At 61.0% G+C, this 26,388-nt stretch carries 29 protein-coding genes and 2 pseudogenes; 16 read left to right on the top strand and 15 right to left on the bottom strand.

Annotated features, from left to right (window positions below; all coding sequences use genetic code 11):
- Positions 1–45 precede the first annotated feature (45 nt).
- Positions 46–609 (top strand): cytochrome b, encoded by a 564-nt coding sequence (locus DT23_RS07630; RefSeq protein WP_038130123.1) that lies wholly within the window; start codon positions 46–48, stop codon positions 607–609.
- Between the two features lie 21 nt (positions 610–630).
- Here the strand turns inward: DT23_RS07630 and DT23_RS07625 are convergent, their stop codons facing one another.
- The 4 genes from DT23_RS07625 to DT23_RS19980 form a co-directional block, all read right to left on the bottom strand.
- The gene (locus DT23_RS07625; protein ID WP_038130121.1) at positions 631–984 is read right to left on the bottom strand and encodes a hypothetical protein; all 354 of its coding nucleotides are present in this window, start codon (positions 982–984) and stop codon (positions 631–633) included.
- Complete coding sequence (locus tag DT23_RS07620) at positions 981–1,949, bottom strand: DnaJ C-terminal domain-containing protein (RefSeq protein ID WP_038130120.1); 969 nt, start codon at positions 1,947–1,949, stop codon at positions 981–983. The genes DT23_RS07625 and DT23_RS07620 overlap by 4 nt, the downstream gene beginning before the upstream one ends.
- Before the next feature lie 240 nt (positions 1,950–2,189).
- The gene (locus tag DT23_RS19985) at positions 2,190–2,465 is read right to left on the bottom strand and encodes a LysR substrate-binding domain-containing protein (RefSeq protein ID WP_081846993.1); all 276 of its coding nucleotides are present in this window, start codon (positions 2,463–2,465) and stop codon (positions 2,190–2,192) included.
- An 82-nt stretch (positions 2,466–2,547) separates the two neighbouring features.
- Complete coding sequence (locus DT23_RS19980) at positions 2,548–2,697, bottom strand: hypothetical protein (RefSeq protein WP_240473568.1); 150 nt, start codon at positions 2,695–2,697, stop codon at positions 2,548–2,550.
- A 190-nt stretch (positions 2,698–2,887) separates the two neighbouring features.
- On the opposite strand from DT23_RS19980, the gene DT23_RS07610 reads away from it, so the two are divergent.
- The 5 genes and pseudogenes from DT23_RS07610 to DT23_RS20305 all read left to right on the top strand — a co-directional run bounded on the left by DT23_RS07610 (position 2,888) and on the right by DT23_RS20305 (position 5,153).
- Complete coding sequence (locus DT23_RS07610; RefSeq protein ID WP_276202214.1) at positions 2,888–3,613, top strand: enolase C-terminal domain-like protein; 726 nt, start codon at positions 2,888–2,890, stop codon at positions 3,611–3,613.
- 26 nt (positions 3,614–3,639) lie between these two features.
- Positions 3,640–3,951, top strand: a complete 312-nt coding sequence (locus DT23_RS20155; protein ID WP_276202213.1) for an enolase C-terminal domain-like protein — start codon at positions 3,640–3,642, stop codon at positions 3,949–3,951.
- A complete protein-coding gene (locus tag DT23_RS19975; protein ID WP_240473566.1) occupies positions 3,939–4,100 on the top strand; it encodes a hypothetical protein in 162 nt (53 codons plus the stop codon). Before DT23_RS20155 ends, DT23_RS19975 begins: the two co-directional genes overlap by 13 nt.
- A 10-nt stretch (positions 4,101–4,110) precedes the next feature.
- A complete protein-coding gene (locus DT23_RS20255; RefSeq protein WP_051697119.1) occupies positions 4,111–4,323 on the top strand; it encodes a hypothetical protein in 213 nt (70 codons plus the stop codon).
- Between the two features lie 48 nt (positions 4,324–4,371).
- Positions 4,372–5,153, top strand: a pseudogene (locus tag DT23_RS20305) (aldehyde dehydrogenase family protein).
- A 36-nt stretch (positions 5,154–5,189) separates the two neighbouring features.
- On the opposite strand, the pseudogene DT23_RS19965 reads toward DT23_RS20305, so the two are convergent.
- The 4 genes and pseudogenes from DT23_RS19965 to DT23_RS07595 all read right to left on the bottom strand — a co-directional run.
- A pseudogene (locus tag DT23_RS19965) lies at positions 5,190–5,507 on the bottom strand (class II aldolase/adducin family protein); the annotation flags it as partial.
- A 5-nt stretch (positions 5,508–5,512) separates the two neighbouring features.
- Positions 5,513–5,746 (bottom strand): NAD(P)-binding domain-containing protein, encoded by a 234-nt coding sequence (locus tag DT23_RS18490; protein WP_051697117.1) that lies wholly within the window; start codon positions 5,744–5,746, stop codon positions 5,513–5,515.
- A gap of 168 nt (positions 5,747–5,914) precedes the next feature.
- Complete coding sequence (locus tag DT23_RS07600; RefSeq protein WP_038130116.1) at positions 5,915–8,428, bottom strand: cation:proton antiporter domain-containing protein; 2,514 nt, start codon at positions 8,426–8,428, stop codon at positions 5,915–5,917.
- A gap of 160 nt (positions 8,429–8,588) precedes the next feature.
- Complete coding sequence (locus tag DT23_RS07595; protein ID WP_240473565.1) at positions 8,589–8,972, bottom strand: rhodanese-like domain-containing protein; 384 nt, start codon at positions 8,970–8,972, stop codon at positions 8,589–8,591.
- A 267-nt stretch (positions 8,973–9,239) separates the two neighbouring features.
- Here DT23_RS07595 and uvrA point away from each other — a divergent pair, with 267 nt between their 5' ends.
- Entirely contained in the window at positions 9,240–12,107 is a 2,868-nt protein-coding gene (gene uvrA, locus DT23_RS07590) for an excinuclease ABC subunit UvrA (protein WP_038130112.1), read from the top strand.
- Between the two features lie 15 nt (positions 12,108–12,122).
- Here uvrA and DT23_RS07585 read toward each other — a convergent pair whose 3' ends face one another.
- The 5 genes from DT23_RS07585 to DT23_RS07565 all read right to left on the bottom strand — a co-directional run bounded on the left by DT23_RS07585 (position 12,123) and on the right by DT23_RS07565 (position 16,033).
- Complete coding sequence (locus tag DT23_RS07585; RefSeq protein WP_038130111.1) at positions 12,123–12,542, bottom strand: hypothetical protein; 420 nt, start codon at positions 12,540–12,542, stop codon at positions 12,123–12,125.
- 121 nt (positions 12,543–12,663) lie between these two features.
- Positions 12,664–12,861, bottom strand: coding sequence for a YgaP family membrane protein (locus DT23_RS07580; protein ID WP_038130108.1), 198 nt, complete (start codon positions 12,859–12,861; stop codon positions 12,664–12,666).
- 111 nt (positions 12,862–12,972) lie between these two features.
- A complete protein-coding gene (gene mmsB, locus DT23_RS07575; protein WP_038130105.1) occupies positions 12,973–13,845 on the bottom strand; it encodes a 3-hydroxyisobutyrate dehydrogenase in 873 nt (290 codons plus the stop codon).
- Positions 13,842–14,888, bottom strand: a complete 1,047-nt coding sequence (locus tag DT23_RS07570) for an enoyl-CoA hydratase/isomerase family protein (RefSeq protein ID WP_038130102.1) — start codon at positions 14,886–14,888, stop codon at positions 13,842–13,844. The genes mmsB and DT23_RS07570 overlap by 4 nt, the downstream gene beginning before the upstream one ends.
- Positions 14,885–16,033: an acyl-CoA dehydrogenase family protein gene (locus DT23_RS07565; protein WP_038130098.1), complete on the bottom strand. Its 1,149-nt coding sequence runs from the start codon at positions 16,031–16,033 to the stop codon at positions 14,885–14,887. Before DT23_RS07565 ends, DT23_RS07570 begins: the two co-directional genes overlap by 4 nt.
- 301 nt (positions 16,034–16,334) lie before the next feature.
- Between DT23_RS07565 and DT23_RS07560 the strand changes: the two genes are divergently transcribed.
- The 9 genes from DT23_RS07560 (at position 16,335) to DT23_RS19845 (ending at position 24,154) form a co-directional block, all read left to right on the top strand.
- Positions 16,335–17,768: an aldehyde dehydrogenase family protein gene (locus DT23_RS07560; protein WP_051697122.1), complete on the top strand. Its 1,434-nt coding sequence runs from the start codon at positions 16,335–16,337 to the stop codon at positions 17,766–17,768.
- Positions 17,769–17,974: 206 nt separating this feature from the next.
- On the top strand, positions 17,975–19,576 hold the full coding sequence (locus tag DT23_RS07555; protein WP_038130148.1) for an APC family permease: 1,602 nt from the start codon (positions 17,975–17,977) through the stop codon (positions 19,574–19,576).
- Between the two features lie 124 nt (positions 19,577–19,700).
- The gene (locus tag DT23_RS07550) at positions 19,701–20,699 is read left to right on the top strand and encodes an LLM class flavin-dependent oxidoreductase (RefSeq protein ID WP_038130095.1); all 999 of its coding nucleotides are present in this window, start codon (positions 19,701–19,703) and stop codon (positions 20,697–20,699) included.
- A gap of 201 nt (positions 20,700–20,900) precedes the next feature.
- Positions 20,901–21,404, top strand: a complete 504-nt coding sequence (locus tag DT23_RS07545; RefSeq protein WP_205618223.1) for a nucleotidyltransferase family protein — start codon at positions 20,901–20,903, stop codon at positions 21,402–21,404.
- A gap of 206 nt (positions 21,405–21,610) precedes the next feature.
- Positions 21,611–21,964, top strand: coding sequence for a 30S ribosomal protein S6 (gene rpsF / locus DT23_RS07540; protein WP_038130091.1), 354 nt, complete (start codon positions 21,611–21,613; stop codon positions 21,962–21,964).
- 21 nt (positions 21,965–21,985) lie between these two features.
- A complete protein-coding gene (gene rpsR, locus DT23_RS07535; RefSeq protein ID WP_038130090.1) occupies positions 21,986–22,210 on the top strand; it encodes a 30S ribosomal protein S18 in 225 nt (74 codons plus the stop codon).
- A 12-nt stretch (positions 22,211–22,222) separates the two neighbouring features.
- A complete protein-coding gene (gene rplI / locus DT23_RS07530) occupies positions 22,223–22,849 on the top strand; it encodes a 50S ribosomal protein L9 (protein ID WP_038130088.1) in 627 nt (208 codons plus the stop codon).
- A 486-nt stretch (positions 22,850–23,335) separates the two neighbouring features.
- Positions 23,336–23,569: a hypothetical protein gene (locus DT23_RS19850; RefSeq protein WP_051697116.1), complete on the top strand. Its 234-nt coding sequence runs from the start codon at positions 23,336–23,338 to the stop codon at positions 23,567–23,569.
- A gap of 207 nt (positions 23,570–23,776) precedes the next feature.
- Entirely contained in the window at positions 23,777–24,154 is a 378-nt protein-coding gene (locus tag DT23_RS19845; RefSeq protein WP_051697115.1) for a hypothetical protein, read from the top strand.
- A 96-nt stretch (positions 24,155–24,250) separates the two neighbouring features.
- On the opposite strand, the gene tig is transcribed toward DT23_RS19845, so the two are convergent.
- Positions 24,251–25,585, bottom strand: a complete 1,335-nt coding sequence (tig, locus tag DT23_RS07520; protein ID WP_038130087.1) for a trigger factor — start codon at positions 25,583–25,585, stop codon at positions 24,251–24,253.
- A gap of 417 nt (positions 25,586–26,002) precedes the next feature.
- Entirely contained in the window at positions 26,003–26,386 is a 384-nt protein-coding gene (locus DT23_RS07510; protein ID WP_038130081.1) for a hypothetical protein, read from the bottom strand.
- Positions 26,387–26,388 lie beyond the last annotated feature (2 nt).

The raw sequence follows: 26,388 nt of genomic DNA, 5'->3' as shown, positions 1-26,388 counted from the left end.
TTTGTCACGCCGTGCGGCGCAATAAGATGCAGAAGGGGCAGAAATATGCCAACCAAGGATATCACCGCCACACCTTCCTATCGCCCGACGGCGCGGGTTTTGCATTGGCTGATCGCGGCGCTGGTTTTGGCGACCATCCCCGCGGGTCAGATCATGATCCTCAAGGGGCTGCCGCGCGAGCTGCAAGACGCGCTGTTCCTGCTGCATAAGAATGGCGGCGTTGTGATCGGTCTGTTGATGATCGTGCGACTGGGCTATCGCCTGATCTATCCGCCGCCACCGCTACCGCCCTCGGTTCCGGCTGTTCAGGCAAAGATCGCGGGGCTGACGCATCTCCTGCTATATGCGCTAATCTTTGTCATGGTCGGCTCTGGCTATCTGCGCGTGATCGCGGGGGGCTATCCGATTGAGGGGCTGGATGCGCTTGGGGTTCCTCATCTCGTGGGCCGTCATGAGGGGCTGGAAAAGGCCGCGCAGGCCACGCATGCGATTACGCGAATTGCGCTTGTGGCGCTGATTGCGGTTCATATCTGCGCGGCACTGTTTCACGCCTTTTGGCTGCGTGACGGGGTGATGGCGCGGATGTGGCCGCGCCGGTCTGCGAAATAGACCCCGCTTGGCGCGCCGCGCCTAAGTTTCGCCCTCTGGCTCACCGTCCCCAGCAATCAGTGCCGCTGCGATCCGCGCGCGCACCTCGGGGGGCTCGGTGCTGATGGCATCCAGCAGAGCTTGGCGATCCGCGCGCGCGCTGTGCAACTGATCCAGCACCGAGATCAGCACCGCCAGCCCATCGGGACCCAGATCATAAAGATCATCCAACTCACACAGCAGATCCAGCCGCGCCAGATCGGCGCGATCAAACAGCGGGCCGCTCTCGCTTTGGGCGGGGGTGACGGCCTCGGCCTCGATATAGGCGCTCAGGCGGATTTCCGTCAGCCGGGTGATTTGCGAAACCGTCTCGGTCAGGGTGAACACTTGCGTCATCTCGGCACTCCTTTCAGCATCGCTGCGCGGGGGTCGTCGCTGTTGGTTTTTGCCCAGTCCTCAATGCAGGCCGCCAGTTTGTCGTCGATCGTTTTGGGCAGAACGATGCGCAGCTCCACAAGCTGATCGCCTGCTTTGCCCTTGCGCTCCACACCGCGCCCGCGCAGGCGCAAAACCTTGCCGCTGCTTGATCCTTTCGGGATCGACAGCGCCACATCGCCGTGGATCGTGGGCACCGTCACCTTGGCGCCCAGAACGGCCTCGGCCAGCGTGATTGGCAGCGTCAGAAGGATGGTGTCATCCTCGCGGCGAAACAGCGGGTGGGGCTTGACGTGAATCTTGACCTGCGCATCGCCGCGCGGACCACCGCCCAATCCTTCGCCGCCTTTGCCGCGCAGACGCAGGGTTTGACCGTCACGCAATCCGACCGGAATTTTCAGATCGATCTGGCCTTCGCCCGGCAGGGTGATATGGGCCGAGCCACCGCGCGCCGCATCCAGAAACGGCACCTCCAGCGTATAGCCCAGATCGCGCCCGCGCGCGGAAAACCCGTGGGTTTGTTGACCGCCGCCGCCGCCGCGTTGGCGAAACATCTCGGCAAAGATATCTTGCGGGTCCATGCCCTCAAACCCTGAGCCATCAAATCCGGCGCTGTCACGGCTTGAGCGCTGGGCGTCGGCGTAGTCGCGATAATATTGACGTTGCGGTTTTTCCTGCCCCGAGGCGTCGATTTCGCCTGCATCAAAGCGCGCCCGCGTCTCGGGGTCTTTGAGCAGGTCATAGGCGGCCGAGACTTTGACAAACCGCGCCTCGGCCCCCGGATCATCGGGATTTATGTCGGGATGGCTGGTGCGCACCAGCTTGCGATAGGCTTTCTTGATCTCGGCCTGCGTGGCGGTTTTCTTAACTCCAAGCGTTTCATAGGGATCGGCGCTTGTGGCGGTGTCGGTTGTGTTCTTGGCCATCAGTGGGTGCCCTCAAGCGCGCGGTGGCGCTGTGTGACAGGTTGATGGGGATGAATAGGGCGCATGGGAGGGCTCCTTACTAAACGATGCCAAGGGGGCAGGCGATGCACGCCCGTGCCTTGGCCTAAGCTGCGCAGACAGTTCGCGATCATCCCCGGATGATGGAGACACGCGCCGCGCTTCGGCGCCAGTTTCACGCCTGTAAACGCGCGCCGTCAAGCGCAGAATGCTTACACCGCGCTACAGATGTTGCGCACAGATCCCGTCGACGAAGGCGCGCACATCGCGGCGATGGCCCGGATCGTCACGCTCGACCACGAAAAAGCTTTGCGCCATCGCGATGTCCAGATTAAACGGCGCGACCAGATGGCCCGCATCCAGCGCCTGTTTTGCAAGGCTCCGGCTGATGATCGCGCAGCCCTGTCCACCGCCCAGAAGTTGCAGCGCGATCAAGGACGTATCCGCTTTGATCCAATGCGCGGGACGTGGGCCATTAAATCCGCATTGCTTTAGCATCCGGTCCCAACCGGTTTCCGAGCCCGCGCGGATCGTCGATTTGCTCTGATCGCTGAATAGCCCGTCGGTCGCCGTTTGTATCTTAAGAAACGATTTGCGGATCGACTGCGCGCAGGCCTGCCCGAGATCGGTCAGCTCGCCCCCTTTTGGCGAAGCGTTTGAACCGCTGAATGCCCAGATGCTTTTCCAGCAGGCGGATTTGCTGGCTGACAGCTGCCGGGGTCGGGTGCAACTCATCCGCCGCCGAGATGAACGCGCTGTGACGCGCCGCTGCCTCGAAGGCGCGCAGCCAAGTGACATGGGGCAATCTGCGCAGGAAGCCTCGCCTTCTTTCCTGCCAAAGCCCTTGCCGATGCCCGGGCCATGCGAGCTGCTCAAAAGCATATGAGGTGTGATCACGTCCCGACGCCGCTGCGCCCGATATGCAGTTGTTTTGTAATCCCGCGTCCTATGAAATCACGCCAACCCGCCAGCCGCGCCACGGCGGGCGGTATTTCATCTTTGTGCGCCTGACGACCGCGTGCGGGATTTCCGGCTTGGGCGAGATTTACAACGCCACATTCGGCCCTGATGTGTGCTGCGCGATGGCGCGCGATATGTTTGCGCGCCACTTTGAGGGCGCCGATCCAAGCCAGTTGGAATTGCTGTTTCGCAAGGTCTATGGGGCTGGGTTCACTCAACGCCCCGATGTCAGCGTGATGGGCACGTTCAGCGGGCTGGAAATGGCGTGCTGGGACATTCTGGGCAAGGCGGCGGACAAGCCGGTTCACGCGTTGCTGGGCGGGCGCGTGCATGACCGGCTGCGCAGCTATTCCTATGTGTATCCCGCAAGCGGCGATGTCTATCCCGATCCCGATACGCCCAATGTTTACAATGATGCCTCGATGGCGGCAGAGGTCGCGCTGGGCATGGTGGAGCAGGGGTTCACCGCGTTAAAATTCGACCCCGCCGGGCCGTTTGCGATCTTTGACGGTCACCAGCCCCGGCGCGAGGATATCACCCGCTCTGTCGCGTTTTGCCGCGAAATCCGCGCCGCAGTTGGTGACCGCGCGGATCTGTTGTTTGGCACGCATGGCCAGTTCACCGTGTCGGGTGCGCAACGTCTGGCGCGCGCGCTGGAACCCTATGATCCGCTGTGGTGTGACTAGCGGGTGCCCCCGACAGCCTCGCCGATATGGCGCAGGTGGCGGCGTTTACCTCGATCCAAGTCGCGGCGGGAGAGCGGCTGTGCACCAAGTATGAATTTGCCCGTCTGATCGAGACCGGCGCGGCCTCGATCTTGCAAATGAATCTGGGTCGGGTTGGCGGATTGCTAGAGGCCAAGAAGATCGCTGGAATGACGGAAACCCGTCAGGTCCAGATCGCGCCACATCTGTATTGCGGGCCGATTGTGGCCGCCGCCAATATTCAGATCGCGGCCCGCTCGCCCAATTTCCTGATCCTCGAAAGCATCGGCACGTTGATGGCCCCTATATGCAAGGCGTGAAGGGGGAAATTGACTGGGACGGCGGCTATATCCGGCCCTCGCCCAACCTCGGTCTGGGGATCGAAATCGACGACGAAGCGGTCGCGAAAATGGCCTATCGCAGTGACGCATTGCATCTGGACATAGCCCAGAGCCATGTGGCGCCGTAGGGGAGCCGACATGATTACGTTTGATAAATTTTACATCGACGGGGTGTGGGTTGCGCCAGATTCCACGGCGGAAATAGGCGCACCCGCCACGATGGCGCGCGAGGTGCAGGCCGATGCCGGAATTGGCCACCCTGAGGAGTTCATCGCCGCGCTCGAGGCGCTGGGAGAGCAAGAAACCCCGCCAAATGGCGATAGTCTCAGCCGCGAACCGATTGGCGTGTGAGGTTTGATCACGCCGTGGAACTGGCCGATCAAACAGATCGCGCTCAAGGTGGTGCCAGCGCTTGCGACGGGGGCGACTTGCGTTTTAAAGCCCTCGGAACACACGCCCTTACCGGCGCAAATCTACGCCGAGATCGTGTATGAGGCGGACTATCCCGCTGGCGTGTGCAACCTCGTGCATGGCGATGGCCCGACGGTCGGCGTGGCCCTTTCGCGCCACCGCGATGTGGCGATGATGTCCTTTACCGGATCGACCTGTGCAGGCAGCGCCGTGTCGCGTGATGCGGCCCCTTTGATCAAGCGTGTGAGGCTGAAACTGGGGGCACATCGCCCAATCTGGTCTTTGCCGATTGCGACTTGGAAACTCGTGTGTGCGAAGGGGGCGCTGCGTGTTTTTACAATACCGGCCAGTCATGTGACGCACCCACGCGGATGCTGGTTGAACGCCCCGTTTATGCGCGGACGCTGGAAATCGCGTGCACCGCAGCCAACGCGCAGGCGATAGGCGACCCTGCCGAGGAGGGCGATCACATCGGGCCGCTGTTTGACGCCGTCCAATGCGAGCACGTGCAAGTCATGATCGCCAAGGGCATTGAGGGCCGCGCGCGGTTGCTGGCAGGTAGTCTGGGCCGTCCCGACGGCCTAACTGAGGCTCTACAATCCGGCTGGTTCGTGCGCCCGACGGTATTTTGCGATGTTACGCCGGATATGGCGATCTGGCGTGAGGAAAACTCTGGCCCCGTGCTGGTGATCACGCCCTTTGATACCGACGCCGAGGGCATCGCGATGGCCAATGACACCGACTATGGCCTTGCCGTCGTCTATATCTAGACCGGCAGCGCCGAGCGCGCCGCCCGCGTTTCGCGTCGCCTGTGGGCAGGTGCGGTGGATTGCGGCGTGCAGCCCCCAAGCGGTCGAGTCGGGCGCATTGGCGGCCTCTGGCGCGTCTGGATTGTTGGCGTCGAGCAGCAGCAAATCCGACGCCTTGATGCGCGAAAAAGGCATCTGGTTGGGGGTGATCAGGAATCCGCTGCCCGAGGCGTTGACCGCAAGGCTGAAATGGTTTGTCACCGCCTCATGCATATTCAGCCGTGCTGCCCAGCGGAACGTCGCGGCCAGGTCTGCTCGTTCGCTCCAATGGTCAAGGTTGGCGCCTGCGGGCGGGGTGGGGGATGCCTCTACCATCGCGCCTACTCCCCGGCCATCGCGGGTTTGGCGGCGGGGGCCGCGCGCCCGGTCGGGATCACCGCGTCGCACGGGCGTATTATCGTCAGCGGGGTGCTGCTGGATTTGGCCCCGAGGGCGACAAACCTGGCGACATGCGCTGCGTTGAGATGATGTACGCTGAGATCAACCCCGTTGCGCAGCAGGCGGCCTGCAAGTTTCCCGCCAACATTGCCAAGTCCGATAAAGCCGATTCTCATCTGAGGATGTGCCCTTTTGCCATGGGTGAAAATGTTTCCACAAGGCTGGGGCAGATCGCAGAGTCAGTAAAGCAATAGCATTTTGCCCATTGGGGGCGGTTCTGTTGACGATTGGGGGTTACCGCGCAAGGGCGGGGGTGATGCGCGCCCGCGCAGATCGGGGATAAGCTAGGTCTTCTCGGGGTTTTTCTCGCTCAGCGCAGACAACACAATCCCGCGTTTTTGCGCACTGGCCCGCACCGCCTCTTGCAAGGCTTTGCTGCGGTTGAGCAGGCGGCGGAACCGTGCCTCGTCTAGCACCAGAAGCGTTGAGGGCGCAATGGTGCGCACCTCGTTGCGGCGCGCCTTTTTCATCAAGATCGCCATCTGACCGAACATCTCACCGCGCCCGAGCCGCCATGTCTGACCTGCGGCCTCAATCTCAACCGCGCCGGAGGCAATGAAAAACACAGATTTCGCGGCGGTATCCTTGCGAATGATCAGATCGCCCGCATTGACGTGTCGCGTCCGAAGCGCGCGCGCCAGTCGCCTTAGCGCAGCCTCGTCGAGATCTGCAAAGACCGAGAGCTGACGGACCAGCTCGGTGCGTTGCAGCGCGATATCAAGAGTCGGGCGTTGCTCTGCCTTGTTGCGCCGCGTGGTGATTTGCTGCATCAGCGCGGTGTAGACCTCGGCCCCGATCAGCTCGTCCTCGCGCATGGCAGTGTATTCGCGTTCCTCAAGGCGCAGGGCGGTGCGTCGGATGAAACGGCGCTCCAACTCCTCGGCATATCCGGGATATTGCAGGCGCAAGCCCTCCAGCGCGGTCTCGACCGCCTCAATGCGCCGCGACAGCAGTTCTTGCAGCAGGTCCGCCACGCGCCGCCCGTGGATGCGCAAAATCCGGCCCCGGATGAAGGTGCCCAGATCGCGCAGGATCAAGCGTTGCGCCAAGAGATGTTCAAAGCGGTCTGCGGTCATGCGCGCCAGCGGGCCGGACAGGCCAAGCCGGCGATGCGCCAGATCCGCGCCGCGAAACGCCCGGCCATAAGCGACGCTTTTGCGGGCTGCGCGCTGGTATCCGCTGCGCCCGCCGCTGCGCGCGCCCTCAATCAGACGGTCGGCATCGGACAGGATTTGCTCGGCCATGCGCGAGGAGATCGTGCGCTCTTTCAGGCGGGCAAGGATGGTGTCGCGCTCGTGGCCGGCCAGCGCGATCAGCCCCAAGGTGACGCGGTCGCGATCCAGAATATCGGCGCTGGCCTCGGCCCCCTTCACGGCCCCGTCCAACCGCTTGCCAAAGCGCTTGGCCTCGGATCGCACGATATTGGCGCTGAGGTCGTAATTCTCGGCGGTACGCGCCACGTCTTCGCGCACGGTTTGCAGCGCCACCGCGACGACCTGACGCGACAGCGCCTCGTCAATCGGAGACAGCCGGTCCAGCCCAAGCCAGCCGATCACGGAGCGCAGCGTGGTACCTTGCACGATCAGCGTGAACAGCGTGAAGCCGGTGGCGAGGATGCCGACAAGGCGCTTGGTTTCGGGGGGCACGCGGAAACTCTCGGTGACGGCAAGCGCCAGCGCCAGCGTCACCGCCCCGCGCAAGCCCCCCCACAGGATCGCAACGCGATAGGGGCGCTCGATCTCGGGCGAGAGTTTGAACCACGTCAAAAGCGGCAGCAGCGCGAATAAGATCACCGCCCGCGCAGCGATAGCGGCCAGCACGACCACACCGACCAGACCGAAATCCGACAGCCGGACCTCTTCCAAAAGGCGCGGGATCAGCAGAGCAGCAAGGATAAAGATCAGCGCCCCCGCCCAATGGGCCAGCACATCCCACAACTCGCGCAGGTTCACCCACGCTTGCGGTGGCAGCCGCCCCGGCGCGGTCAGGTTCAGCGACAGGCCCGCCGCGACGACCGCAATCACCCCCGAGGCCCCGATGCTTTGCTCGGCCCCGATATAGGCGAGATAGGGCAGCGCGACCGAGATCGAAAGCTGCGCCAACTCGAAGCGGCCAAACATCGCCATGAGCCAGACCGCGATCCGCGCCGCCAGCCATCCCGCAAATGCCCCGCCCGCGATCAAAACGGGAAAGCGGGCCAGCGCATCGCTGAAACTGGGATCGGGCACGCCCAGCATCACAAAGCCCATGAATAGGCCGAAAATCGCGATGGCGGCGGCGTCATTGAGCAGACTCTCGCCCTCGATGATGCGCGCCAGCCTGCGCGGCGCCGAGATCGAGCGAAAGATCGACACCACGGCGGACGGGTCGGTGGTGGACACGATGGCCCCGATCAGCAAGCACGCCGCCAGTGGCAGCGCGCTGACCCATGACAGCGCATAGCCCACGCTGACAGTGGCCACCACCACCGCCACGACCGCGAGCACCAGAATCGGCACCCAGTCATCCAGCATCCGGCGCAGGTTCATCCCCAGAGTGGCCTGAAACAGCAGCGTTGGCAGGAAAACATACAAAAAGACGTTCGAGCGGGTCGGAAGGCCGACGATTGCTTCGGCCACGGGGTTAAGCGCGTCGGTCAGATCGGTGCGCAGGAAAAAGATCGCGCCCATCCCGATCAACACGCCGACCATGGCGAGGATCACGCTATAGGGCAGGCGCAAACGCGCCGCCAGCGGCTCGGCTGCGGCGATCACGACGAAGAGTGACGCGATAACGGTGATGACGACGACGATGTCCATAGGGGGGAAATAGCACAAAGACCGCGCTATGCATCGCCTAAGTTTGGGTGATTTGCCTTAGCAGGGCGCGCGTCAGGGCGCACGATCAGTTGCGCAGGGAGAGCGCCATAAAAAAGGGGCCGCGATTGGCCCCTTCTTACGGTCTGTGGATGGCGCGAACCTAGCGCTCGACTTCGCCGCCAGCGCCATGCCAGTCATACAGGCCACCGATATTGTAAACTGTTTCATAGCCCATCTGCGCCAACATTTGCGCAGCGCCTGCCGAGCGCGCACCCGAAGCGCAATACAGCGCGACCGGCTTGGACGTATCCAGATCGGGGTGTTTTTCCGGGCTGGACGGGTCGCATTTCATTTTCAAGGTCGCCAGCGGGATATGCAGCGCGCCTTTGGCCTTGCCCGAGCTTTTGACCTCCATGCCTTCGCGCACGTCGATCACCACCAATTCGCCCGCTTTGGCTTGGGCGACAGCGGCCTTGGGGTCGATCTTGCCGACTTGAGAGCCCGACGGGCGTAGGAAGTTGAACATCTCGATACCTCTTGTCATCTCTGGGGCCGCAGCCCGGTCCTGCCTGATGTGGCAGATCATGTCTTGCATTCAAGAGTATTTAGGGGGGCATGGGTTAAAAATACATTCAAAATTCCGAATTTGTTGCGAAAGTGCCGGGAATTTGAGCGGGATTTGAACCGGAGCGGCGTGCGCAGGCCCCCCAAAGAGGCGAGAAAGTGCGAAAGTTCGCGCTTCGTTCGCGTTTTTCCATTGGAGACTCGCCCGCCAACCCCTATCTAGGGGCAGGAAACCCCGGGGGCATGAATGGCTGAGCAGAAGTTCATCGAAGTGCGCGGCGCGCGCGAACATAACCTCAAGAATATCAGTCTTGATATTCCGCGCGATCAGTTCGTGGTGATCACGGGGCTGTCGGGATCGGGCAAATCGAGCCTCGCGTTTGATACGATCTACGCCGAGGGGCAGCGCCGTTATGTCGAAAGCTTGTCGGCCTATGCGCGCCAATTCCTTGATATGATGGGAAAGCCCGATGTCGATCACATCTCGGGCCTGTCGCCTGCGATCTCGATTGAGCAGAAAACCACCAGCAAGAACCCGCGCTCGACGGTTGGCACGGTCACCGAAATTTACGACTATATGCGCCTGCTATTCGCGCGCGCAGGCACGCCCTATTCCCCCGCCACTGGTGAGCCGATTGAGGCTCAGCAGGTGCAGGATATGGTCGATATCATCATGGCGATGGAGGAGGGCACGCGCGGCTATCTTCTGGCCCCCATCGTGCGCGACCGAAAAGGCGAATATCGAAAGGAATTCATTGATTTACGCAAGCAGGGTTTTCAGCGCGTCAAGGTGAATGGCGCGTTTTACGAGTTGGAAGATCCGCCGACACTGGATAAGAAATTCCGCCACAATATCGACGTTGTGGTGGATCGCGTCGTCGTGCGCGAGGGGATGGAGACGCGGCTGGCCGATAGTTTCCGCACTGCGCTTGATCTGGCCGATGGCATCGCGATTTTCGAGGCCGCCCCGCGTGAGGCCGAAGAGGGCGTCGAGCCCGAGCGCGTGACGTTTTCGGAAAACTTCGCCTGTCCTGTGTCGGGCTTTACCATCCCCGAGATCGAGCCGCGGCTGTTCTCGTTCAACGCGCCGTTCGGGGCCTGTCCGGCCTGTGACGGGCTGGGGGTTGAACTGTTCTTTGACGAACGCCTCGTGGTGCCTGATGTCACGCTGAGTGTTGCAGGCGGGGCATTGGCGCCTTGGGCGCGCTCCAAAAGCCCCTATTACACGCAAACCATTGAATCGCTGTCCAAACATTACGGGTTTGATCGGAAGACGCCGTGGAAAGACCTGCCTGAAAAGGTGCAAAACCTGTTCCTGCGCGGCTCGGGGGACGAAGAAATCAAGTTCCGTTTCGACGAGGGTGGGCGCGTCTATGAGGTGTCGCGTACCTTCGAGGGGATCATCCCCAACATGCAGCGTCGCTACCGCGAAACCGACAGCGCCTGGTCGCGCGAAGAGATGGAGCGTTATCAGAACAACCGTCCCTGTCACACCTGCGGCGGCTACCGTCTGCGCCCCGAGGCGCTGGCCGTGAAAATCGGTGGTCTACATATCGGTCAGGTCGTGGAAATGTCGATCCGCGAGGCGCATGACTGGGCCGCAAGCGTGCCCGGCGCGCTGAGCAAACAGAAAAACGAAATCGCCGCGGCTATTCTTAAAGAAATTCGCGAACGTCTTGGATTCCTTGTGAATGTCGGTCTGGATTACCTCACGATGAGCCGCGCGGCGGGCACGCTTTCGGGCGGGGAAAGCCAGCGTATTCGCTTGGCCTCCCAGATCGGATCGGGGCTGACGGGGGTGCTTTATGTGCTCGATGAACCCTCAATCGGGCTGCATCAGCGCGACAATGACCGCCTGTTGCAAACGCTGAAAAACCTGCGCGATCAGGGCAATACGGTGATCGTGGTCGAGCATGACGAAGATGCGATCCGCCATGCCGATTACGTCTTTGATATCGGCCCCGGCGCGGGGGTGCATGGCGGGCAGATCATCGCGCGCGGTACGCCCGATGAAATCGCCGCCGATCCGGCCTCGATCACGGGGCAATATCTTTCGGGCACACGTGAGATTGCGGTGCCCGCAAAACGCCGCAAGGGAAACAAGAAAAAGGTAACAGTTGTCGGGGCTTGCGGGAATAACCTCAAGGATCTGACGGTCGATTTCCCGCTTGGGAAATTCGTTTGTGTGACGGGTGTTTCGGGGGGCGGGAAATCCACGCTGACGATCGAAACGCTGTTCAAGACGGCCTCGATGCGGCTGAACGGTGCGCGCCAAACGCCCGCGCCTTGCGACACGATCAAGGGGCTGGAGCATCTGGATAAGGTGATCGACATCGACCAGCGCGCGATCGGGCGCACACCGCGTTCCAATCCAGCCACTTACACCGGGGCCTTCACCCCGATCCGCGACTGGTTCGCCGGTCTGCCAGAAGCCAAAGCACGCGGCTATAAGCCGGGGCGGTTCAGCTTTAACGTCAAAGGGGGGCGCTGCGAGGCCTGTCAGGGCGATGGTGTGATCAAGATCGAGATGCATTTCCTGCCCGATGTCTATGTCGAATGCGAAACCTGCAAGGGCAAGCGCTACAACCGCGAGACTTTGGAGATTTTGTTCAAAGGCAAGAGCATAGCGGACGTTCTTGATATGACGGTCGAGGATGCGCAAGAGTTCTTCAAGGCCGTGCCCAGCATCCGCGAAAAGATGGATGCGCTGATGGAGGTGGGCCTTGGCTATATCAAGGTCGGCCAGCAGGCGACGACGCTATCAGGCGGCGAGGCGCAGCGGGTGAAACTGTCCAAAGAACTGTCAAAACGCGCAACGGGGCGGACGCTCTACATCCTTGATGAACCCACGACGGGGCTGCATTTCGAAGATGTGCGCAAGCTGCTGGAGGTGCTGCATAGCCTTGTCGAGCAGGGCAATACGGTGGTGGTGATCGAGCACAATCTCGACGTGATCAAGACCGCAGATTACATCATCGACATTGGCCCCGAGGGTGGCGATGGCGGTGGTGAGATCGTGGCAACCGGCACCCCCGAAGAGGTTGCGCAAAACCCGCGCAGCTACACCGGGCAGTATTTGTTGCCGATGCTCGGGGCGAAGATGGCGGCGCAATAGCGCGCGCCACAGGCTCTAGCGGGCATAGGTCGGGCCAACCACTTCGATCACTTTTTTGGTTTTATTATCAACGCGGTAAATCATGCCGCGCACAACATAATAGCGCCAAGGTCCGGTCACCGAAGGCAGCTTGTAGCGGCGCAGATCCATCAGCATCGAGTGCTTGTAGACGGGAAATGCGTCGCCAACCCCGAAATCGGCGCGCAGTTTGCCTTGTAGCACCCAACGCGACACGCCATCCTCGGTGACCTTGCAAAACGTGCTGCCGGTGGTAAGCGTCTTGCATTCGGGTTCATCGGGCTTGGTTTGCGCGCTGGGACCGTCGGGGGCGGGGCGCTTGCCCGCGCGCATCACCTCGGGAAGGCTGGATTGCGCAAACGCAGCACCGCTTAGGGTGCAGGCGATCAGGGGCAGGGCAAGCAAAAAGCGTTTCATACCCCTGTGTTAGCCAGCGCCGCCGCTTCGGTCAACCGCGCGCATCCCCATGTGACGCATAAGAAAATCCCGCCAAAACCACGCAGGGCCTTGGCGGGATTTGCTATTTTCTCTGTCGCGATCAACGCTTGCAGGTGTTGATCCCGATGATCGAATACAGCGCGCAGGTGCCCAGCAGACCGGTGGCCAGCGGGATGATCCCGATCAGAAACAGCCAACGATAGGCTGCGGTCGGAAACAGGAAGAAGCACAGGATAAGAGCCAGCCCCACCACGACGCGCACCACGCGGTCAATACCGCCAACATTGTTTTTGAACATAATGAATCCCTTTCGGATTGATCGCTCCCTGTGAGCTTGCATACATATACGCAGGTGCAGCCCGCAAGGATTACTTGCGGGCTGCGGCGATTCCTCTCAGGCGTGTGGGCGTCAGGCGCGCGCGCGTTTCTCGAACCGGGGCAGCATGGCCGAGAAATCGCGCCCCTTGCCGCCCTCTGCCTCGACAAAGGCCGCATAAAGCGCCGCTGCCAGCTGGCCCATCGGCGTGTCGGCATCCGCGCTTTCGGCGGCTTGCTGGCTGAGACGCAGATCCTTGAGCATCAGCTCGGCCGCGAAACCGGGCTGGTAGTCATTATCAGCAGCGGTTTGCGGCCCGACACCAGGGGCGGGGCAATAGGTGTTCATGCTCCAGCTTTGCCCTGACGAGGTCGACACCACGTCAAACATTTTCGCCCGGTCCAGCCCTAGCTTGTCGGCCAGCGCGAAGGCTTCGCAGGTGGCGATCATCGTCACGCCAAGGATCATGTTGTTGCAGATCTTGGCCGATTGGCCCGCGCCTGCGGCGCCGCAATGCACGGCCTTCTGGCCCATGATGTCAAACAGCGGCTTGACCGTGGCAAAGGCTGCATCATCGCCCCCGACCATGAAAGTCAGCGTGCCATTCACGGCCCCGCCCGTGCCGCCCGAAACCGGTGCATCCAGCGCACCAAGGCCGCGCTTGGCGGCCATCTCGGCGACGGCGCGCGCGCTGTCCACATCAACCGTGGAGCAGTCGCAAAACACAGCGCCCGCTTGCATCGCCGGGATCACCTCGGCGGCCACATCGCGCAGGATTGCGCCGTTGGGCAGCATGGTGATGACGACGTCGCCCTGTTTAGCCGCAGCAGCCGCGCTGTCGGCGCGCGTCACGCCCTCGGGCATCGGGGCGCTCAGGTCGAACCCCACAACCTCATGGCCCGCAGCCAGCAGGTTGGTGGACATTGGCCCACCCATATTGCCCAATCCGATAAATGCGATTTTCATGATCTCTCCTCCCAGATGGCCCACTCTGGGCCTAGCGGTTCAAGCATCGCTGCCACGTCCTCTTGCGGCAGCTCTGCCAATGTGTGTTTCCAGTGCGGGTCGCGATCCTTGTCGATGATCTGCGCGCGCACCCCTTCGAGAAAATCCCCCATCTCTGCCGCGCGCCAGGTAAAGCGGAACTCGTGTTCCAGCGCGGCGCGGATCGTGGGGTTAGCGCGCGTCATGCGCACCAGCCGCAGCGTGGCCGCCATCGACAGCGGCGAGTTGCGATACAGCGTTTTCAGCGTGCGCGCCGCGAAATCCGAGCCAGCCGTTTCCAGCTTGGCAACAATCGCGGCCAGATCATCGGCCCAAAAGATCCGGTCGATATCGGGGCGCAGCTCGGCCAGCGTGCCGGGCGTGGGCGGCGTGCGCGCCATTGGCAGCGTGTCGATATTGCCGGTCTCGATCAGGCGCGCCTTGGCGTCTTCCCATTCGGCCTCGGGCAAGAACAGATCGGCAAAACCGGTATAAAGCGCATCCGCAGCCCCCATCCGCGTGCCCGTCAGCCCCAGATATTCGCCCACATGACCGGGGGCACGCGCCAGCAGCAGCGTGCCGCCGACATCGGGGATCAGCCCAATGCCGCTTTCGGGCATCGAAACTTGGGTGGATTCGCCCACGATACGGTGGCTGGCATGACCGCCCACACCCACGCCGCCGCCCATCACAAAGCCCTGCATGAAGGCCACGATGGGCTTGGGATATTCCGCGATCTTGGCATTCATGCGGTATTCGTCGCGCCAGAATTCACGTCCCGGCGCGTAATCGCCCGCGATTCCCGCGCGGTAAACGGCGGCAATATCGCCACCGGCGCAGAACGCGCGATCGCCGCGCGCGTCGATGATCACCAGATCGACCGCAGGATTGTCGCGCCACGCATCCAGCGCGGTCTCAATCGCCAGCGCCATATCGTGATCGAGCGCATTGAGCGCCTTTTCGCGGTTGAAGGTCAGCCGCCCCGCGCGCCCCTCGATGCGCGCAATCATGGTAGCATCGCTCATTGGCCGCGCTCCGCAAGCATTGTGCGCGAGACGATCAGGCGCATGATCTCATTGGTTCCCTCAAGGATCTGATGCACCCGCAGATCGCGCACAATTTTCTCGATCCCGTAATCGGCAAGATAGCCGTAGCCGCCATGCAGTTGCAGGCATTGATTGGCCACGTCAAAGGCGACATCGGTCACATACATCTTCGCCATCGCGCAGAATTTCGTCGCATCGGGCGTTTTGTGATCGAGTTTCCACGCCGCTTGGCGCAGGAAGATGCGCGCCGATTGCAGTTTGATCTCCATCTCGGCGAGGCGGAATTGCAGCGCCTGAAACTGATCGAGCGATTTTCCGAACGCCTTGCGCTCGCCCATGTAATCGAGCGTCTGGGAAAGCGCAGCTTGCGCGCCCCCAAGGGCCGAGGCCGCGATATTCAGCCGCCCGCCATCCAGCCCTGCCATTGCATAGGTGAAACCACGCCCTTCCTCGCCCAGCAGATTGTCGGCGGGAATTTCGCAATCATCGAACTGCACCTGCGCGGTGGGTTGGGCGCGCCAGCCCATCTTGTCCTCGAGCGCGCCGAAACTTAGGCCCTTCGTGCCGTCCTCGACGATGACGGTGGAGATCCCCTTGGGGCCGGTTTCGCCGCTGCGCACCATTGCGATGTAGACGTCTGAATAGCCGCCCCCCGAGATAAACGCCTTGGTGCCATTCACCACCCAGCCGTCGTCACTGCGTTTCGCGCTTGTGCGCAAGGCGGCGGCGTCTGATCCCGATCCCGGCTCGGTCAGGCAGTAGGAATAGACTTTCTCCATCGAACAAAGGTCTGGCAACCAGCGCGCCTTGTTTTCCTCAGTGCCGAATTTGTCGATCATGCCGCCGCACATGTTGTGAATCGACAGGAACGAGCCGACCGCCGGGCAGGCCATCGCAAGCGCCTCGAAGACCAGCGTCGCATCAAGGCGCGACAGCCCAGAGCCGCCGTATTCCTCACTGACATAGACGCCGCCCAATCCCAGCGCGGCCACTTTCGGCCATAAATCCTTGGGGATCGTGCCTTGGGCTTCCCAATCGCGGGCATGCGGGGCGATCTCATCCTGACCAAAGCCATAAGCCATATCGAAAATGGCCTGCTGCTCCTCGCTAAGTGCGAAATCCATGATAGTCCTCCCCGGAAGCTTCGATAAATTGAACGCTTGTTTATTTAATCTCCGATTCTTGCACAAGTTTTGCAAGGGCGAGGGGTGTCGGGCAAGCACCTAATCGCGCAGAACGGTATGGGCGGTTTTGCACAAGGCTGTGGTGTTTAGCTATTTCGCTGTGCAAAAACAACGAGGCCATGCGGGTCAACGATGCGCCTTGAGATCGCGTCTGCGCGCTGTTAGCGTGGGCGCAACCGATCTGGAAAGCGTTGAAATCACTGAAAATGAGCCGCCGACGCGCAAGATCCCAGGAGTGAGTATGAACGCTGAGACGCAGGCCCATCAGGCGCAGTTGCACAAGATGTTTTCACGCCTCAGCATGGGCAATGCCGAGCGGCGCGCGCAGTTTGGCTATAGCGAGCGGCGTGCGGCGCTGATCGCGTTGCGCAAGACCCTGCGTGAATTTGAGGGTCAGATCATTGCCGCCTTGGCGCAGGATTTTGGCAAACCCGAAACCGAGGTGCGCCTGACCGAGATCATGCCGGTGCAGGCTGAAATCTCGCATACGTTGCGCCATCTCAAACGCTGGATGCGTCCGCGTCGCGCCCCTGCCACGCTGGCGACCTTTGGCACCCGCGCGCGCATCTTGCCCCAACCCAAGGGCGTGGCGCTGATCATCTCGCCGTGGAATTACCCGGTGACCTTGGCGCTGGGGCCGCTGGTGTCGGCTTTGGCGGCGGGTTGTGCGGCGGTGATCAAACCCTCGGAACTTGCACCCGCCAGTGCCGCCGTGGTGTCCCAGATCGTGGCCGAGGCGCTGCCCGAAGATTTGGTCAGCGTGTGCGAAGGCGGGGTCGAGGTCAGCGAGGCTTTGCTGGAACTGCCCTTCGATCATATTTTTTTCACCGGCTCACCGCGCGTCGGCAAAATCGTGATGGGGCAGGCGGCGAAGCACCTGACCTCAGTCACGCTTGAACTCGGGGGCAAATCGCCGGTGATCGTGGGCGCGGGGGCCGATCTGAAACGCGCCGCGCGCATCATTGCCTGGGGCAAGTTCGCCAATGCCGGGCAGACCTGCATTGCGCCCGATCATGTGTTCGTCGCGAAATCCGTCGAGGCGCGGTTTCTGGCTGAACTGAAATCTGCCATCGCGAAAATGTATGGCCGCGATGAGGCTGCCCAAGCCGCTTCGCGCGATTTCGCCCGCATCATCAGCCCCGGCCATTTTGACCGTCTTTCGGGCATGATCGCGCAGGCCGAAACCGGCGGCGCGCGCAAGTTGACGGGCGGGGAGAGTGACGTTGACAGCCGCTATATCGCGCCTACGGTTTTGATGGGTACGGATGCGCAGATGGATGTCGAGCGCGATGAGATTTTCGGCCCCATCCTGCCGGTGATCCCGTTTGACGATCTTGAGGCGGTGCTTGCGCGCATTGAGGCCGGGCCGCGCCCGCTGGCGCTGTATGTATTTGAACGCGACCGCGCGGCGATCGACAAGGTCACGCAATCGTCGATTTCGGGGGCGTTGGGGGTCAATCTGACCTTGGTGCATTTCCTGCATCTCAACCTGCCTTTCGGCGGAATTGGCAATTCCGGGCTGGGAGCGGCGCATGGGATTTGGGGGTTCAAGGCGTTTAGCTATGAAAAATCGGTGATGGAGAACCGATTTGCCCCGATTGCGCCCTTGATGCCGCCCTATCGCGGCGCGCGCAAAAAGCTGGTGCGCGTGATGGCGCGTGTGCTGGGGCGCTAGGGCGTTAACCTTACGTTGGGGCAGGGAATTTTCTTGCGTGCTGCGCTAAGGGAATCGATTTCGCGACCGGTTTCTCACCATGAAATCACAATTTGGTTTCGTCACGGGCAATCGCGACCTTGCACAAATGCGTGTATTCACAAGGAAAAATGAATGCCTGCCCTACGATGAATCTTGAAAAGGTTTCATCAATGGGGGGAATTAACATGACAGCAACAGCTTTTGGCAAAGGAACCGGCAAGCTGCGCCGAGACGCGGGGGTGATCGGTTTGCTGTTTGCCTCGACCACCTCGATGATCGGATCGGGGTGGCTGTTCGGGGCCTATCACGCCTCAAAGATCGCAGGGCCGCTGAGCGTTTGGTCCTGGATCATCGGGGCGGCAATCGTGATGCTGATCGCTTTGTGTTTCGCAGAGCTGTCGACGATGTTTTCGAAATCGGGCGCGCTGGTCCATATGAGCCATGCCAGCCACGGCGCGACGCTGGGCCGGCTTTGGGGCTGGATGCTGTTTCTCAGCTACGCGCCCGTGCCTGCGGTCGAGGCCGAGGGGATTGTCACTTACGCCAATAACTATCTGCCCTATTTCATCAAGCCAGACGGGTCGGGCACGCTGACGGGGATGGGGTTTCTGGCCTCGGCGGTGCTGCTAAGCGTGCTCGCGCTGCTCAATATGCTGGCGATCCGCGCCTTGCTGCGGGTCAATAATACCGTGACATGGTGGAAGATTGCCGTGCCGCTGATCACCGTCGTGGGGCTGATTGCGGCATCCTCGCATTGGGGCGTATGGCATGCGGCTGCTAGCACCTATAGCTCGCAAGGCATGTTCACCGCGATCCCGGCGGCGGGCATTGTGTTCTCGTTCCTTGGCTTTCGCACGGCGATTGATCTGGGCGGAGAAAGTTCCAATCCGGGGCGCAATATCCCGCTTGCGGTGATTGGCTCGGTGCTGCTGGCGGCGCTCATCTATGTTTTGCTGCAAGTCGCGTTCATCATGGCGCTGTCGCCCGCTGATCTTAAGGACGGCTGGTCGAAGCTGAATTTTGTCGGCTCGGCAGGGCCGTTTGCAGGTCTGGCGGCGACACTGGGCATGGGTTGGCTGGCCACGCTGCTATATATTGACGCCTATGTCTCGCCCGGCGGCACGGGGCTGATGTATATCACCGGCGGCTCACGTATCCTTTATGCGGTGGGCGAAACCGATAGCGGGCCGCAATCGTTGACCAAGACGACAGGTTCGGGCGTTCCGTGGTTAGCCGTTATCGTGATGTGGGCGGTGGGCGTGTTCTTCCTGCTGCCGTTCCCCGCGTGGCAATTGCTGGTGGGCTATATCACCTCGATCACCGTGCTGACCTACGGGTTGGGGCCGATCGTGTTGATGGTGCTGCGTCGCAGCCAGCCCGATGCGCCGCGCACGTTCAAACTGGCGGGCGCGGGGCTTCTGGCGCCACTGGCGTTCATTGCGTCCAACCTCGTGATCTACTGGACCGGGTTTTACACCAATTCGGTCTTGTTCCTGATCTTGGGGGCAGGCTTTGTGATCTATGCGCTTGTCTTCCATATCGTGCAGAAAAAACCCGCCGCCGAATTTGGCTGGAATCACATCACATGGCTGCTGGCATGGTTTGGCGGCATGTGGGTGCTCTCGGCGCTGGGGGCGACGGGGCATGGCTTTGCGCTGGTCGGGTTCTGGACCGGCATGATCCTTGTCGCGATCTGGTCGCTGGTGGTGATCTGGTTTGCGCTCAACTCGTCGCTGCCCGCAGAAGAAACGGGTGAGGTGATGGAGCGGATGCAGCTTGGCAACTAAGCCAAGGCCCATCGGGTATGACGGCGCGCGGGGGAAGCCTCGCGCGCTATTTTCGTCGCGGCAAGGGGGGTGTGCAGGAGGGGATCGCGCACTAGATGAGGCAAGCCAAGACAGGAGCGCCCGTATGATCCCTTTTTCCATTCTCGACCTTTCCCCGATCCCGCAAGGGTCCAGCCCGGCGGATGCGCTGGCCAATACCGTTGCGTTGGCGCAGCACGCCGAGGGCTTGGGCTATCACCGCTTCTGGCTGGCCGAGCATCACAACTCGACCGGAATCGCGAGTGCCGCAACGGCGGTGGTGATTGGTCACGTGGCGGGCCACACTGATCGCATCCGCGTGGGGGCAGGGGGCATCATGCTGCCCAACCACGCGCCCTTGCAGGTGGCCGAGGCGTTTGGCACGCTCGAAACCCTTTATCCCGGTCGCATTGATCTGGGCGTGGGGCGCGCGCCCGGCACCGATCCCGCCACGATGCAGGCGTTGCGGCGCGGGATGGGGGGCGGTGATCGTTTTCCCGAGGATGTGGTGGAATTGCTGGGTTTCTTGGGCCCTGAACACGACGGGCAGCGCGTGCGTGCCGTGCCCGGTATGGGCACGAATGTGCCGGTCTGGATGCTGGGCTCGTCGCTGTTTGGCGCCCAGCTGGCCGCGCATCTGGGGCTGCCTTACGCGTTTGCCAGCCACTTCGCGCCCGATATGTTGGGCGAGGCGGTGGCGATCTATCGCGACCGCTTTCGCCCCGGCGTGACCGATGCGCCCCGATTTATGCTGGCGGTGAACCTGTTTGCCGCCGATACCGAGGCCGATGCCTACCGTATGCGCAGCTCAATGGTGCAGGGCTTTATCAACCTGCGCCGTGGCATGGCCGGCCCGCTGCCAACCCCGGTCGATGATCTGACATCCGTGGCCAGCGCGCCCGAAATCAAGATGGCCGAGGCCGCCCTGCGCGTGGCAGCCGTAGGCACGCCCGATCAAATCGAGACGCAACTGCGCGACCTGATCACGCGCTATCGTCCCGATGAGGTGATCCTGACGGGGCATATTTTCGACCAAGAGGCGCGGCGCGAGAGCTTTCGGATCGGCGCGGAGGCGATGGGGCGCATCAATGCCGGCGCGCGTTGAGATGTGCGGAGCGGGGAGTGTCGGGAGTGCGGACAAAGCTGCCGTTGACCGATATGCCAGCGCGAGTGAGGTTGGCAGGGGAATAGACTCATTGCTGCCATTGAATACCTGCGGCGTCTCCGCCACAATCCAAGGATGTCAGCCTCTGATACATACCGGGTTGCCGACCTATTGATGCGTGATCGGCGTCGGTGGCAGGCAATGGGGCTAGTGGAAGCTCTCGATCTGCCGCAAGGGTGCATCGGTGCCGGTTTCGTGCGCAACCTTGTCTGGGATCATCGTCACGGAGGTGCCCGTGATTGCCGCCAAGAAGACATTGATGTCCTATTCTACGATCAGGACATCACCGATGCAGAATATGACGCCGAAATCGAAGCTACCCTCCGCGAGAGCGCACCTGACCTTAACTGGTCGGTCAAAAATCAAGCTAGGATGCATTTACGTAATCAGGACGCGCCTTACATCTCGGTCGAGAACGCCATGCGCTTCTGGCCTGAAACCGCCACAGCTATCGCGGCCGTGCGTTCCGGCAACGATTGTATCATCATCGCGCCGTTTGGCCTTTCCGACCTAGACAGGCTGATCCTACGGCCCACGTCCGCAGCGCCACACAAGGTCGCGGCTTTTCTTGCGCGAGTTAGGGCCAAGAACTGGCGAACTCGATGGCCGAAGGTACAAGTCGTTGGCGACAACAACCAAGCTTAACGACCGCTCGCTGTGGGCTCCAAGCCCCTTTTCACCCTCCAACCGAAACGCCCCCCGTTCCCCGCGCCCCCTTTTCCCTTGCGCGCCACGCCTATTCCCCTATAAGGCCCCATCTTCCGCGTTGAATTGAACCGGCGGAGCCTCTCGTGATGGGTTGCGGAAGTCATACGCCCATCTATGAAGCCGCCTTGAAAACAGGAGTTCGCATGCCGCTATACGAGCATGTCCTCATTGCGCGTCAGGACTTGTCCAACACGCAAGCTGAAGGCCTTATCGAACATTTCTCCACGGTCCTTTCCGATAACGGCGGCAAAGTCGTCGAACAGGAATACTGGGGCGTGAAGACCATGGCCTATAAGATCAACAAGAACCGCAAAGGCCATTACGCCTTCCTGAAAACGGATGCCCCCTCGGCTGCCGTGCAGGAAATGGAGCGTCTGTGCCGCCTGCATGACGACGTGATGCGCGTGCTGACCATCAAGGTCGACGCTCACGAAGAGGGCCCTTCGGTCCAAATGCAGAAACGCGACGAACGCGACACCCGTCGCGAGCGCCGTTGATCGAGAGATAGGAGCAACACCATGGCAAAACCGTTTTTCCGTCGCCGTAAGGTCTGCCCGTTCTCGGGCGATAACGCGCCCAAGATCGACTACAAAGACACCCGTCTTTTGCAGCGTTACGTTTCCGAGCGTGGCAAGATCGTGCCCGCCCGTATCACCGCCGTTTCGGCGAAAAAGCAACGTGAACTGGCCCGTGCGATCAAACGCGCGCGCTTCCTCGCGCTGCTCCCCTATGCCGTGAAATAAGGAGACCGACCAATGGAAGTGATCCTTCTGGAACGTGTGGCCAAGCTGGGCCAAATGGGCGATGTCGTGACCGTCAAGGACGGCTACGGTCGCAACTATCTGCTGCCCCAAGGCAAGGCGCTGCGCGCCAATGCCTCCAACATTGCCTCTTTCGAAGAGCGCAAGGCACAGCTTGAGGCACGCAACCTTGAAACCAAAACCGAGGCCGAAGCGCTGTCGACCCGTCTTGACGGTCAGCAGTTCATCGTGATCCGCTCGGCATCCGATGGTGGCAACCTGTACGGGTCGGTCACGACGCGCGATGCCGCAACGATTGCGACCGACGAGGGCTTCTCGGTTGATCGCAAGCAGATCATCATCCGTCAGCCCATCAAAGTGCTGGGCCTGCACGAGCTTGAGGTGCATCTGCACCCCGAGGTGATGGCTGTGATCACGCTCAACGTGGCGCGTTCGGCGGAAGAGGCCGAATTGCAGGCTTCGGGCAAATCGATCCAGGATCTGGCTGCTGAAGAAGACGCAGCTGCCGAATTCGAGATCTCCGAGCTGTTCGACGATATGGGCGCAGCCGCGGACGACGATGACGAGGGTGGCCCCGTGGCAACCCCCGAGGCCGCTGCGGCCGACGAAGACGACAACTAAGTCTTTCGCATCGCAAGGAAAATCGGGAAACGGCGCGGGGGAAACCCTGCGCCGTTTTCGCATATATGCTTGCGGGGGTATCCTGGTGCCGGATATGGCGTGTTTCCGATATCAGGGTAAATCGGCGCGCATCGCCAGTATTGTTGCGAAATCTAAAACGATGGCGCGGCTGCTATCACGCCTCCCTTTCGCGGGGGTGATCGACGTTGGCAGGTTTGTGAATGGCGCCGACTGTTTCGGAACATTTCACACTCAGGTAACGCCATGTTTTCAAGCGTTTTATTGCTGCTCAGCTTTGTCTCTCTCAGCGCCGTCTGGTCGATAGCGGGCAGGACACCGACGCCGTTCCTGACACTGAAACGGATGAGGGCAGGTCTGGCGCGAACGACGCAGACGATACCACGCTCACCGATCTTCTGGCCCCCTATGCCGATCTGATCGACACGCCGATTGAGGATTTCACGCTCGTGGAAGGAACCGAGGGCGATGACGATCTTACGGCGGGCGATGATCCCAGTGTGCTGGATGGGCGTGGCGGCGCCCGATGTGCTGCTGGGCGGGGCCGGGAATGATACCTTGTATGATGGCGAAGAGGCGTTTGACTCCGATGATCTGCTCGCGGGCGGGGAGGGCGGCGATGTGCTTTACGGCGGCAATGGCACCGATACGCTTTTGGGCGGCGCGGGCGATGATGCACTCTATGGCAAAGAGGACTTCTAGGGCGATCTGCTGGAGGGCGGCGACGGGAATGATGGTCTGCTCTCAACCGACACCATCGGCAGTGATACGCTGCTGGGTGGAGAGGGCGATGACTCGTTTACGTGCTATCGCGGTGCAGTTCTGGACGGGGGCGCTGGCAACGATACGCTGCAATCGCTCTTTAGCGGATCGACGCTTTCGGGTGGTTCAGGAGAGGATGAAATCACCGTGGGGCCGTTCGGGTCTTGGACGGGGGATGCGCAGGGCGTCGTCGATGCGGGGGAAGGCGACGATCTGATCAGGCTGGGCGATCGCGCTGATGTCGCGACAGGCGATGGGGCTGATACGGTGGTGATGACATATTTGGCAGAGTTTGGCGAAACGTCGGACAGCGCGGTGATCACTGATTTTACGCCGGGTGAAGATGTTTTGCAGCTTTGGGATGACCGCTATGAGGCGTCTGCGATAGACCCGAGCAGCGTGATCCAGACGGTCTCGGCAGATGGCACGGCACTGCTGTTGGGCGATCCGGACGCGCCTTATGCAATTTTGCAAGGGGTCAGCGCGCCGCTCAGCTATGACGCAACGGTTGGCGGTTTTACCTGACCCGGCGGGTGCGGGTCGCACCCGATTTACACGCAAATACGCATACAAAAAGGCCGCCTCAATGGGCGGCCTTTCATTCATCCAAAGCGGCGAGACTTAAAGTTCGTCAAGCGCTTCGATGGCTTTTTGCAGATCTTCCTTGGTGACCTCTTTGTCGGTCACTTTGGCCACGCCAGCGATGTAGTCGACGACCTTGTCTTCAAAGATCGGCGCGCGCATTTGCTGTTGCATTTGCTGGTTCTGCTGCACGAATTCGAAGAACGCACGTTCCTGACCCGGATACTGACGGGCTTGGTTCATGATCGCTTGCGTCATCTCGGCGTCGGTAACTTCGATCTCTTGCTTGCGACCGATTTCAGCCAGCAACAGACCCAGACGCACGCGACGCTCGGCCAGCGAGTTATGCTCGTCCGTGGTCTCGATTTCGGCATGGTCGTGGCCCTGATCTTCGGGATGCTCTTCGTGATACAGTTGATGCGCGATCTGCTTGGCTTCGGCCTCAACAAGGCTCGGGGGCAGGTCGAACTTCACCTTGGTGTCGAGCTGGTCCAGAAGACCGCGCTTCATCACCTGACGCGCAGCGCCTTGGTATTCAGCCTCAAGACGCTCAGCGATTTGGCCTTTCAGGCCCGACAGATCTTCGGCGCCGAATTGCTTGGCCATCTCGTCGCTGATCTCGGCAGCTTTGGGCGCTTTGACTTCATGCACGGTGCATTTGAACAGGGCCTCTTTGCCCGCCAGATGCTCTGCGCCATATTCGGTCGGGAAGTTGACAGTCACGTCGACATCTTCGCCAACTTTTTTGCCGATCAACTGCTCTTCAAAGCCGGGGATGAACGAACCCGAACCGAGTTCCAGCGGGTAACCTTCGCCTTTGCCGCCCTCAAACGCTTCGCCATCGACGAAGCCTTCAAAGTCGATCACAACTTGATCGCCGGTTTCCGAGGCAGCACCGTCAGCGCGGGCTTCGAAATTCTTGGCGGTCTTGGCAAGGCTTTCCAGCGCTTCGGTGATCGCGGCGTCTTCGGCTTTGACAACCAGACGTTCCAGTTCCACGTCCGACAGATCGGCTTCGGGGATCTCGGGAAGGGCTTCGTATTCGACGGTCACGACAACATCGTCACCCTCTTTCCACTCTTCGCCGCCCTTCATTTCGATTTTCGGCTGCATCGCGGGGCGATCGCCGGTTTTTTCGAAATGCTCGGTCATCGCGCCATCGACGGATTCCTGCATCGCTTCGCCAAGGATGCGCGGCCCGAAGTTCTTGCGCAGCATCGCCATCGGGACTTTGCCCTTGCGAAAGCCCTTCATTTCGATCTCGGGCTGAGCCTCGACCAGCTTGGCGTTAACCTTGTCGTCCAGCTCTTTGGCGGTGATGGTGATTTCATAGCCGCGCTTGAGGCCGTCGTTGAGGGTCTCGGTGACCTGCATGGAATGTCCTTTGTCTCTTAACGCCGCGCGGATCGCGGCCGGTTCGCAATTTCAGCCGCCCTTCTAGGGGTCGTGTGCCTTGGTGGCAAGGCGAAAACGGGTTTGGGGCTGGGCAGTTTGTGGCGATTGTGAACAGCAAGAGTTTTGAAATGGTGTCGCGGCGTGGTCCGCAGTATCCGGTGCCTGACGCCCATTGCGGAAATACACTGCGCGGCGTGTTGGTCATTGATTTCATGCGGATTTCGGGACTTGAGTTGGCGAGCCTAGCAAACCGAGGGCCATTCGTGAAACTGCCTCTGCGGGGGCTTGCGCTTGAGTGAAATGGCTTGATGCAGCCGACAGCCGTGCCAAACCCAAAGCTCAAGTAGCTATTCGGCGTTTTAAAAGTGGTTTTTTCATTTTTCTTCACGCGTTTCACTAGAGCCACATGATTTCCCCATCATCTTCGCGCGGCATGATGTTTTTTTCGTGTGCTGGATCCAGGTTTTCGATCAATTCGTGAAGGCGAAGACGTGACAGGATAGTTTCCGCGTGAAGACTGACGTCTTTGGGAATTTCAGCCGAAATATCACTCATTAAACGCCCCAGATCTTCTAATGATTGCGTGATCCTGTCGATCCCCTGAAGTTCGCGTATCGCTTGCGCATCCGTTCCCTCAGAAACGCCGCAAGCTGATAGCGCGCGCTGCACGTCGGTTGAGAGGCGCGCGAGTGTCTCTAGTTCGTCACCCACGCGTGCAGTTAGCGCATTTAGCGCCACTTTATGATCCCCCGATGGGGTGATGCGCTGACGCTCCTCCATGT

Origin of the sequence: Thioclava indica (assembly GCF_000714545.1) — a bacterium.
Lineage (GTDB): Bacteria > Pseudomonadota > Alphaproteobacteria > Rhodobacterales > Rhodobacteraceae > Thioclava > Thioclava indica.
This window is presented reverse-complemented; position numbering and strand designations above follow the sequence as displayed.

Bases quoted from the DNA above. Each gene is read 5' to 3' on its own strand.
- DT23_RS07630 (WP_038130123.1), top strand. From the start codon at position 46: ATGCCAACCAAGGATATCACCGCCACACCTTCCTATCGCCCGACGGCG.
- DT23_RS07625 (WP_038130121.1), bottom strand. From the start codon at position 984: ATGACGCAAGTGTTCACCCTGACCGAGACGGTTTCGCAAATCACCCGG.
- DT23_RS07620 (WP_038130120.1), bottom strand. From the start codon at position 1,949: ATGGCCAAGAACACAACCGACACCGCCACAAGCGCCGATCCCTATGAA.
- DT23_RS19985 (WP_081846993.1), bottom strand. From the start codon at position 2,465: ATGCTAAAGCAATGCGGATTTAATGGCCCACGTCCCGCGCATTGGATC.
- DT23_RS07610 (WP_276202214.1), top strand. From the start codon at position 2,888: ATGCAGTTGTTTTGTAATCCCGCGTCCTATGAAATCACGCCAACCCGC.
- DT23_RS20155 (WP_276202213.1), top strand. From the start codon at position 3,640: ATGGCGCAGGTGGCGGCGTTTACCTCGATCCAAGTCGCGGCGGGAGAG.
- DT23_RS19975 (WP_240473566.1), top strand. From the start codon at position 3,939: ATGCAAGGCGTGAAGGGGGAAATTGACTGGGACGGCGGCTATATCCGG.
- DT23_RS20255 (WP_051697119.1), top strand. From the start codon at position 4,111: ATGATTACGTTTGATAAATTTTACATCGACGGGGTGTGGGTTGCGCCA.
- DT23_RS18490 (WP_051697117.1), bottom strand. From the start codon at position 5,746: ATGAGAATCGGCTTTATCGGACTTGGCAATGTTGGCGGGAAACTTGCA.
- DT23_RS07600 (WP_038130116.1), bottom strand. From the start codon at position 8,428: ATGGACATCGTCGTCGTCATCACCGTTATCGCGTCACTCTTCGTCGTG.
- DT23_RS07595 (WP_240473565.1), bottom strand. From the start codon at position 8,972: ATGACAAGAGGTATCGAGATGTTCAACTTCCTACGCCCGTCGGGCTCT.
- uvrA (WP_038130112.1), top strand. From the start codon at position 9,240: ATGGCTGAGCAGAAGTTCATCGAAGTGCGCGGCGCGCGCGAACATAAC.
- DT23_RS07585 (WP_038130111.1), bottom strand. From the start codon at position 12,542: ATGAAACGCTTTTTGCTTGCCCTGCCCCTGATCGCCTGCACCCTAAGC.
- DT23_RS07580 (WP_038130108.1), bottom strand. From the start codon at position 12,861: ATGTTCAAAAACAATGTTGGCGGTATTGACCGCGTGGTGCGCGTCGTG.
- mmsB (WP_038130105.1), bottom strand. From the start codon at position 13,845: ATGAAAATCGCATTTATCGGATTGGGCAATATGGGTGGGCCAATGTCC.
- DT23_RS07570 (WP_038130102.1), bottom strand. From the start codon at position 14,888: ATGAGCGATGCTACCATGATTGCGCGCATCGAGGGGCGCGCGGGGCGG.
- DT23_RS07565 (WP_038130098.1), bottom strand. From the start codon at position 16,033: ATGGATTTCGCACTTAGCGAGGAGCAGCAGGCCATTTTCGATATGGCT.
- DT23_RS07560 (WP_051697122.1), top strand. From the start codon at position 16,335: ATGAACGCTGAGACGCAGGCCCATCAGGCGCAGTTGCACAAGATGTTT.
- DT23_RS07555 (WP_038130148.1), top strand. From the start codon at position 17,975: ATGACAGCAACAGCTTTTGGCAAAGGAACCGGCAAGCTGCGCCGAGAC.
- DT23_RS07550 (WP_038130095.1), top strand. From the start codon at position 19,701: ATGATCCCTTTTTCCATTCTCGACCTTTCCCCGATCCCGCAAGGGTCC.
- DT23_RS07545 (WP_205618223.1), top strand. From the start codon at position 20,901: ATGGGGCTAGTGGAAGCTCTCGATCTGCCGCAAGGGTGCATCGGTGCC.
- rpsF (WP_038130091.1), top strand. From the start codon at position 21,611: ATGCCGCTATACGAGCATGTCCTCATTGCGCGTCAGGACTTGTCCAAC.
- rpsR (WP_038130090.1), top strand. From the start codon at position 21,986: ATGGCAAAACCGTTTTTCCGTCGCCGTAAGGTCTGCCCGTTCTCGGGC.
- rplI (WP_038130088.1), top strand. From the start codon at position 22,223: ATGGAAGTGATCCTTCTGGAACGTGTGGCCAAGCTGGGCCAAATGGGC.
- DT23_RS19850 (WP_051697116.1), top strand. From the start codon at position 23,336: ATGACGATCTTACGGCGGGCGATGATCCCAGTGTGCTGGATGGGCGTG.
- tig (WP_038130087.1), bottom strand. From the start codon at position 25,585: ATGCAGGTCACCGAGACCCTCAACGACGGCCTCAAGCGCGGCTATGAA.
- DT23_RS07510 (WP_038130081.1), bottom strand. From the start codon at position 26,386: ATGGAGGAGCGTCAGCGCATCACCCCATCGGGGGATCATAAAGTGGCG.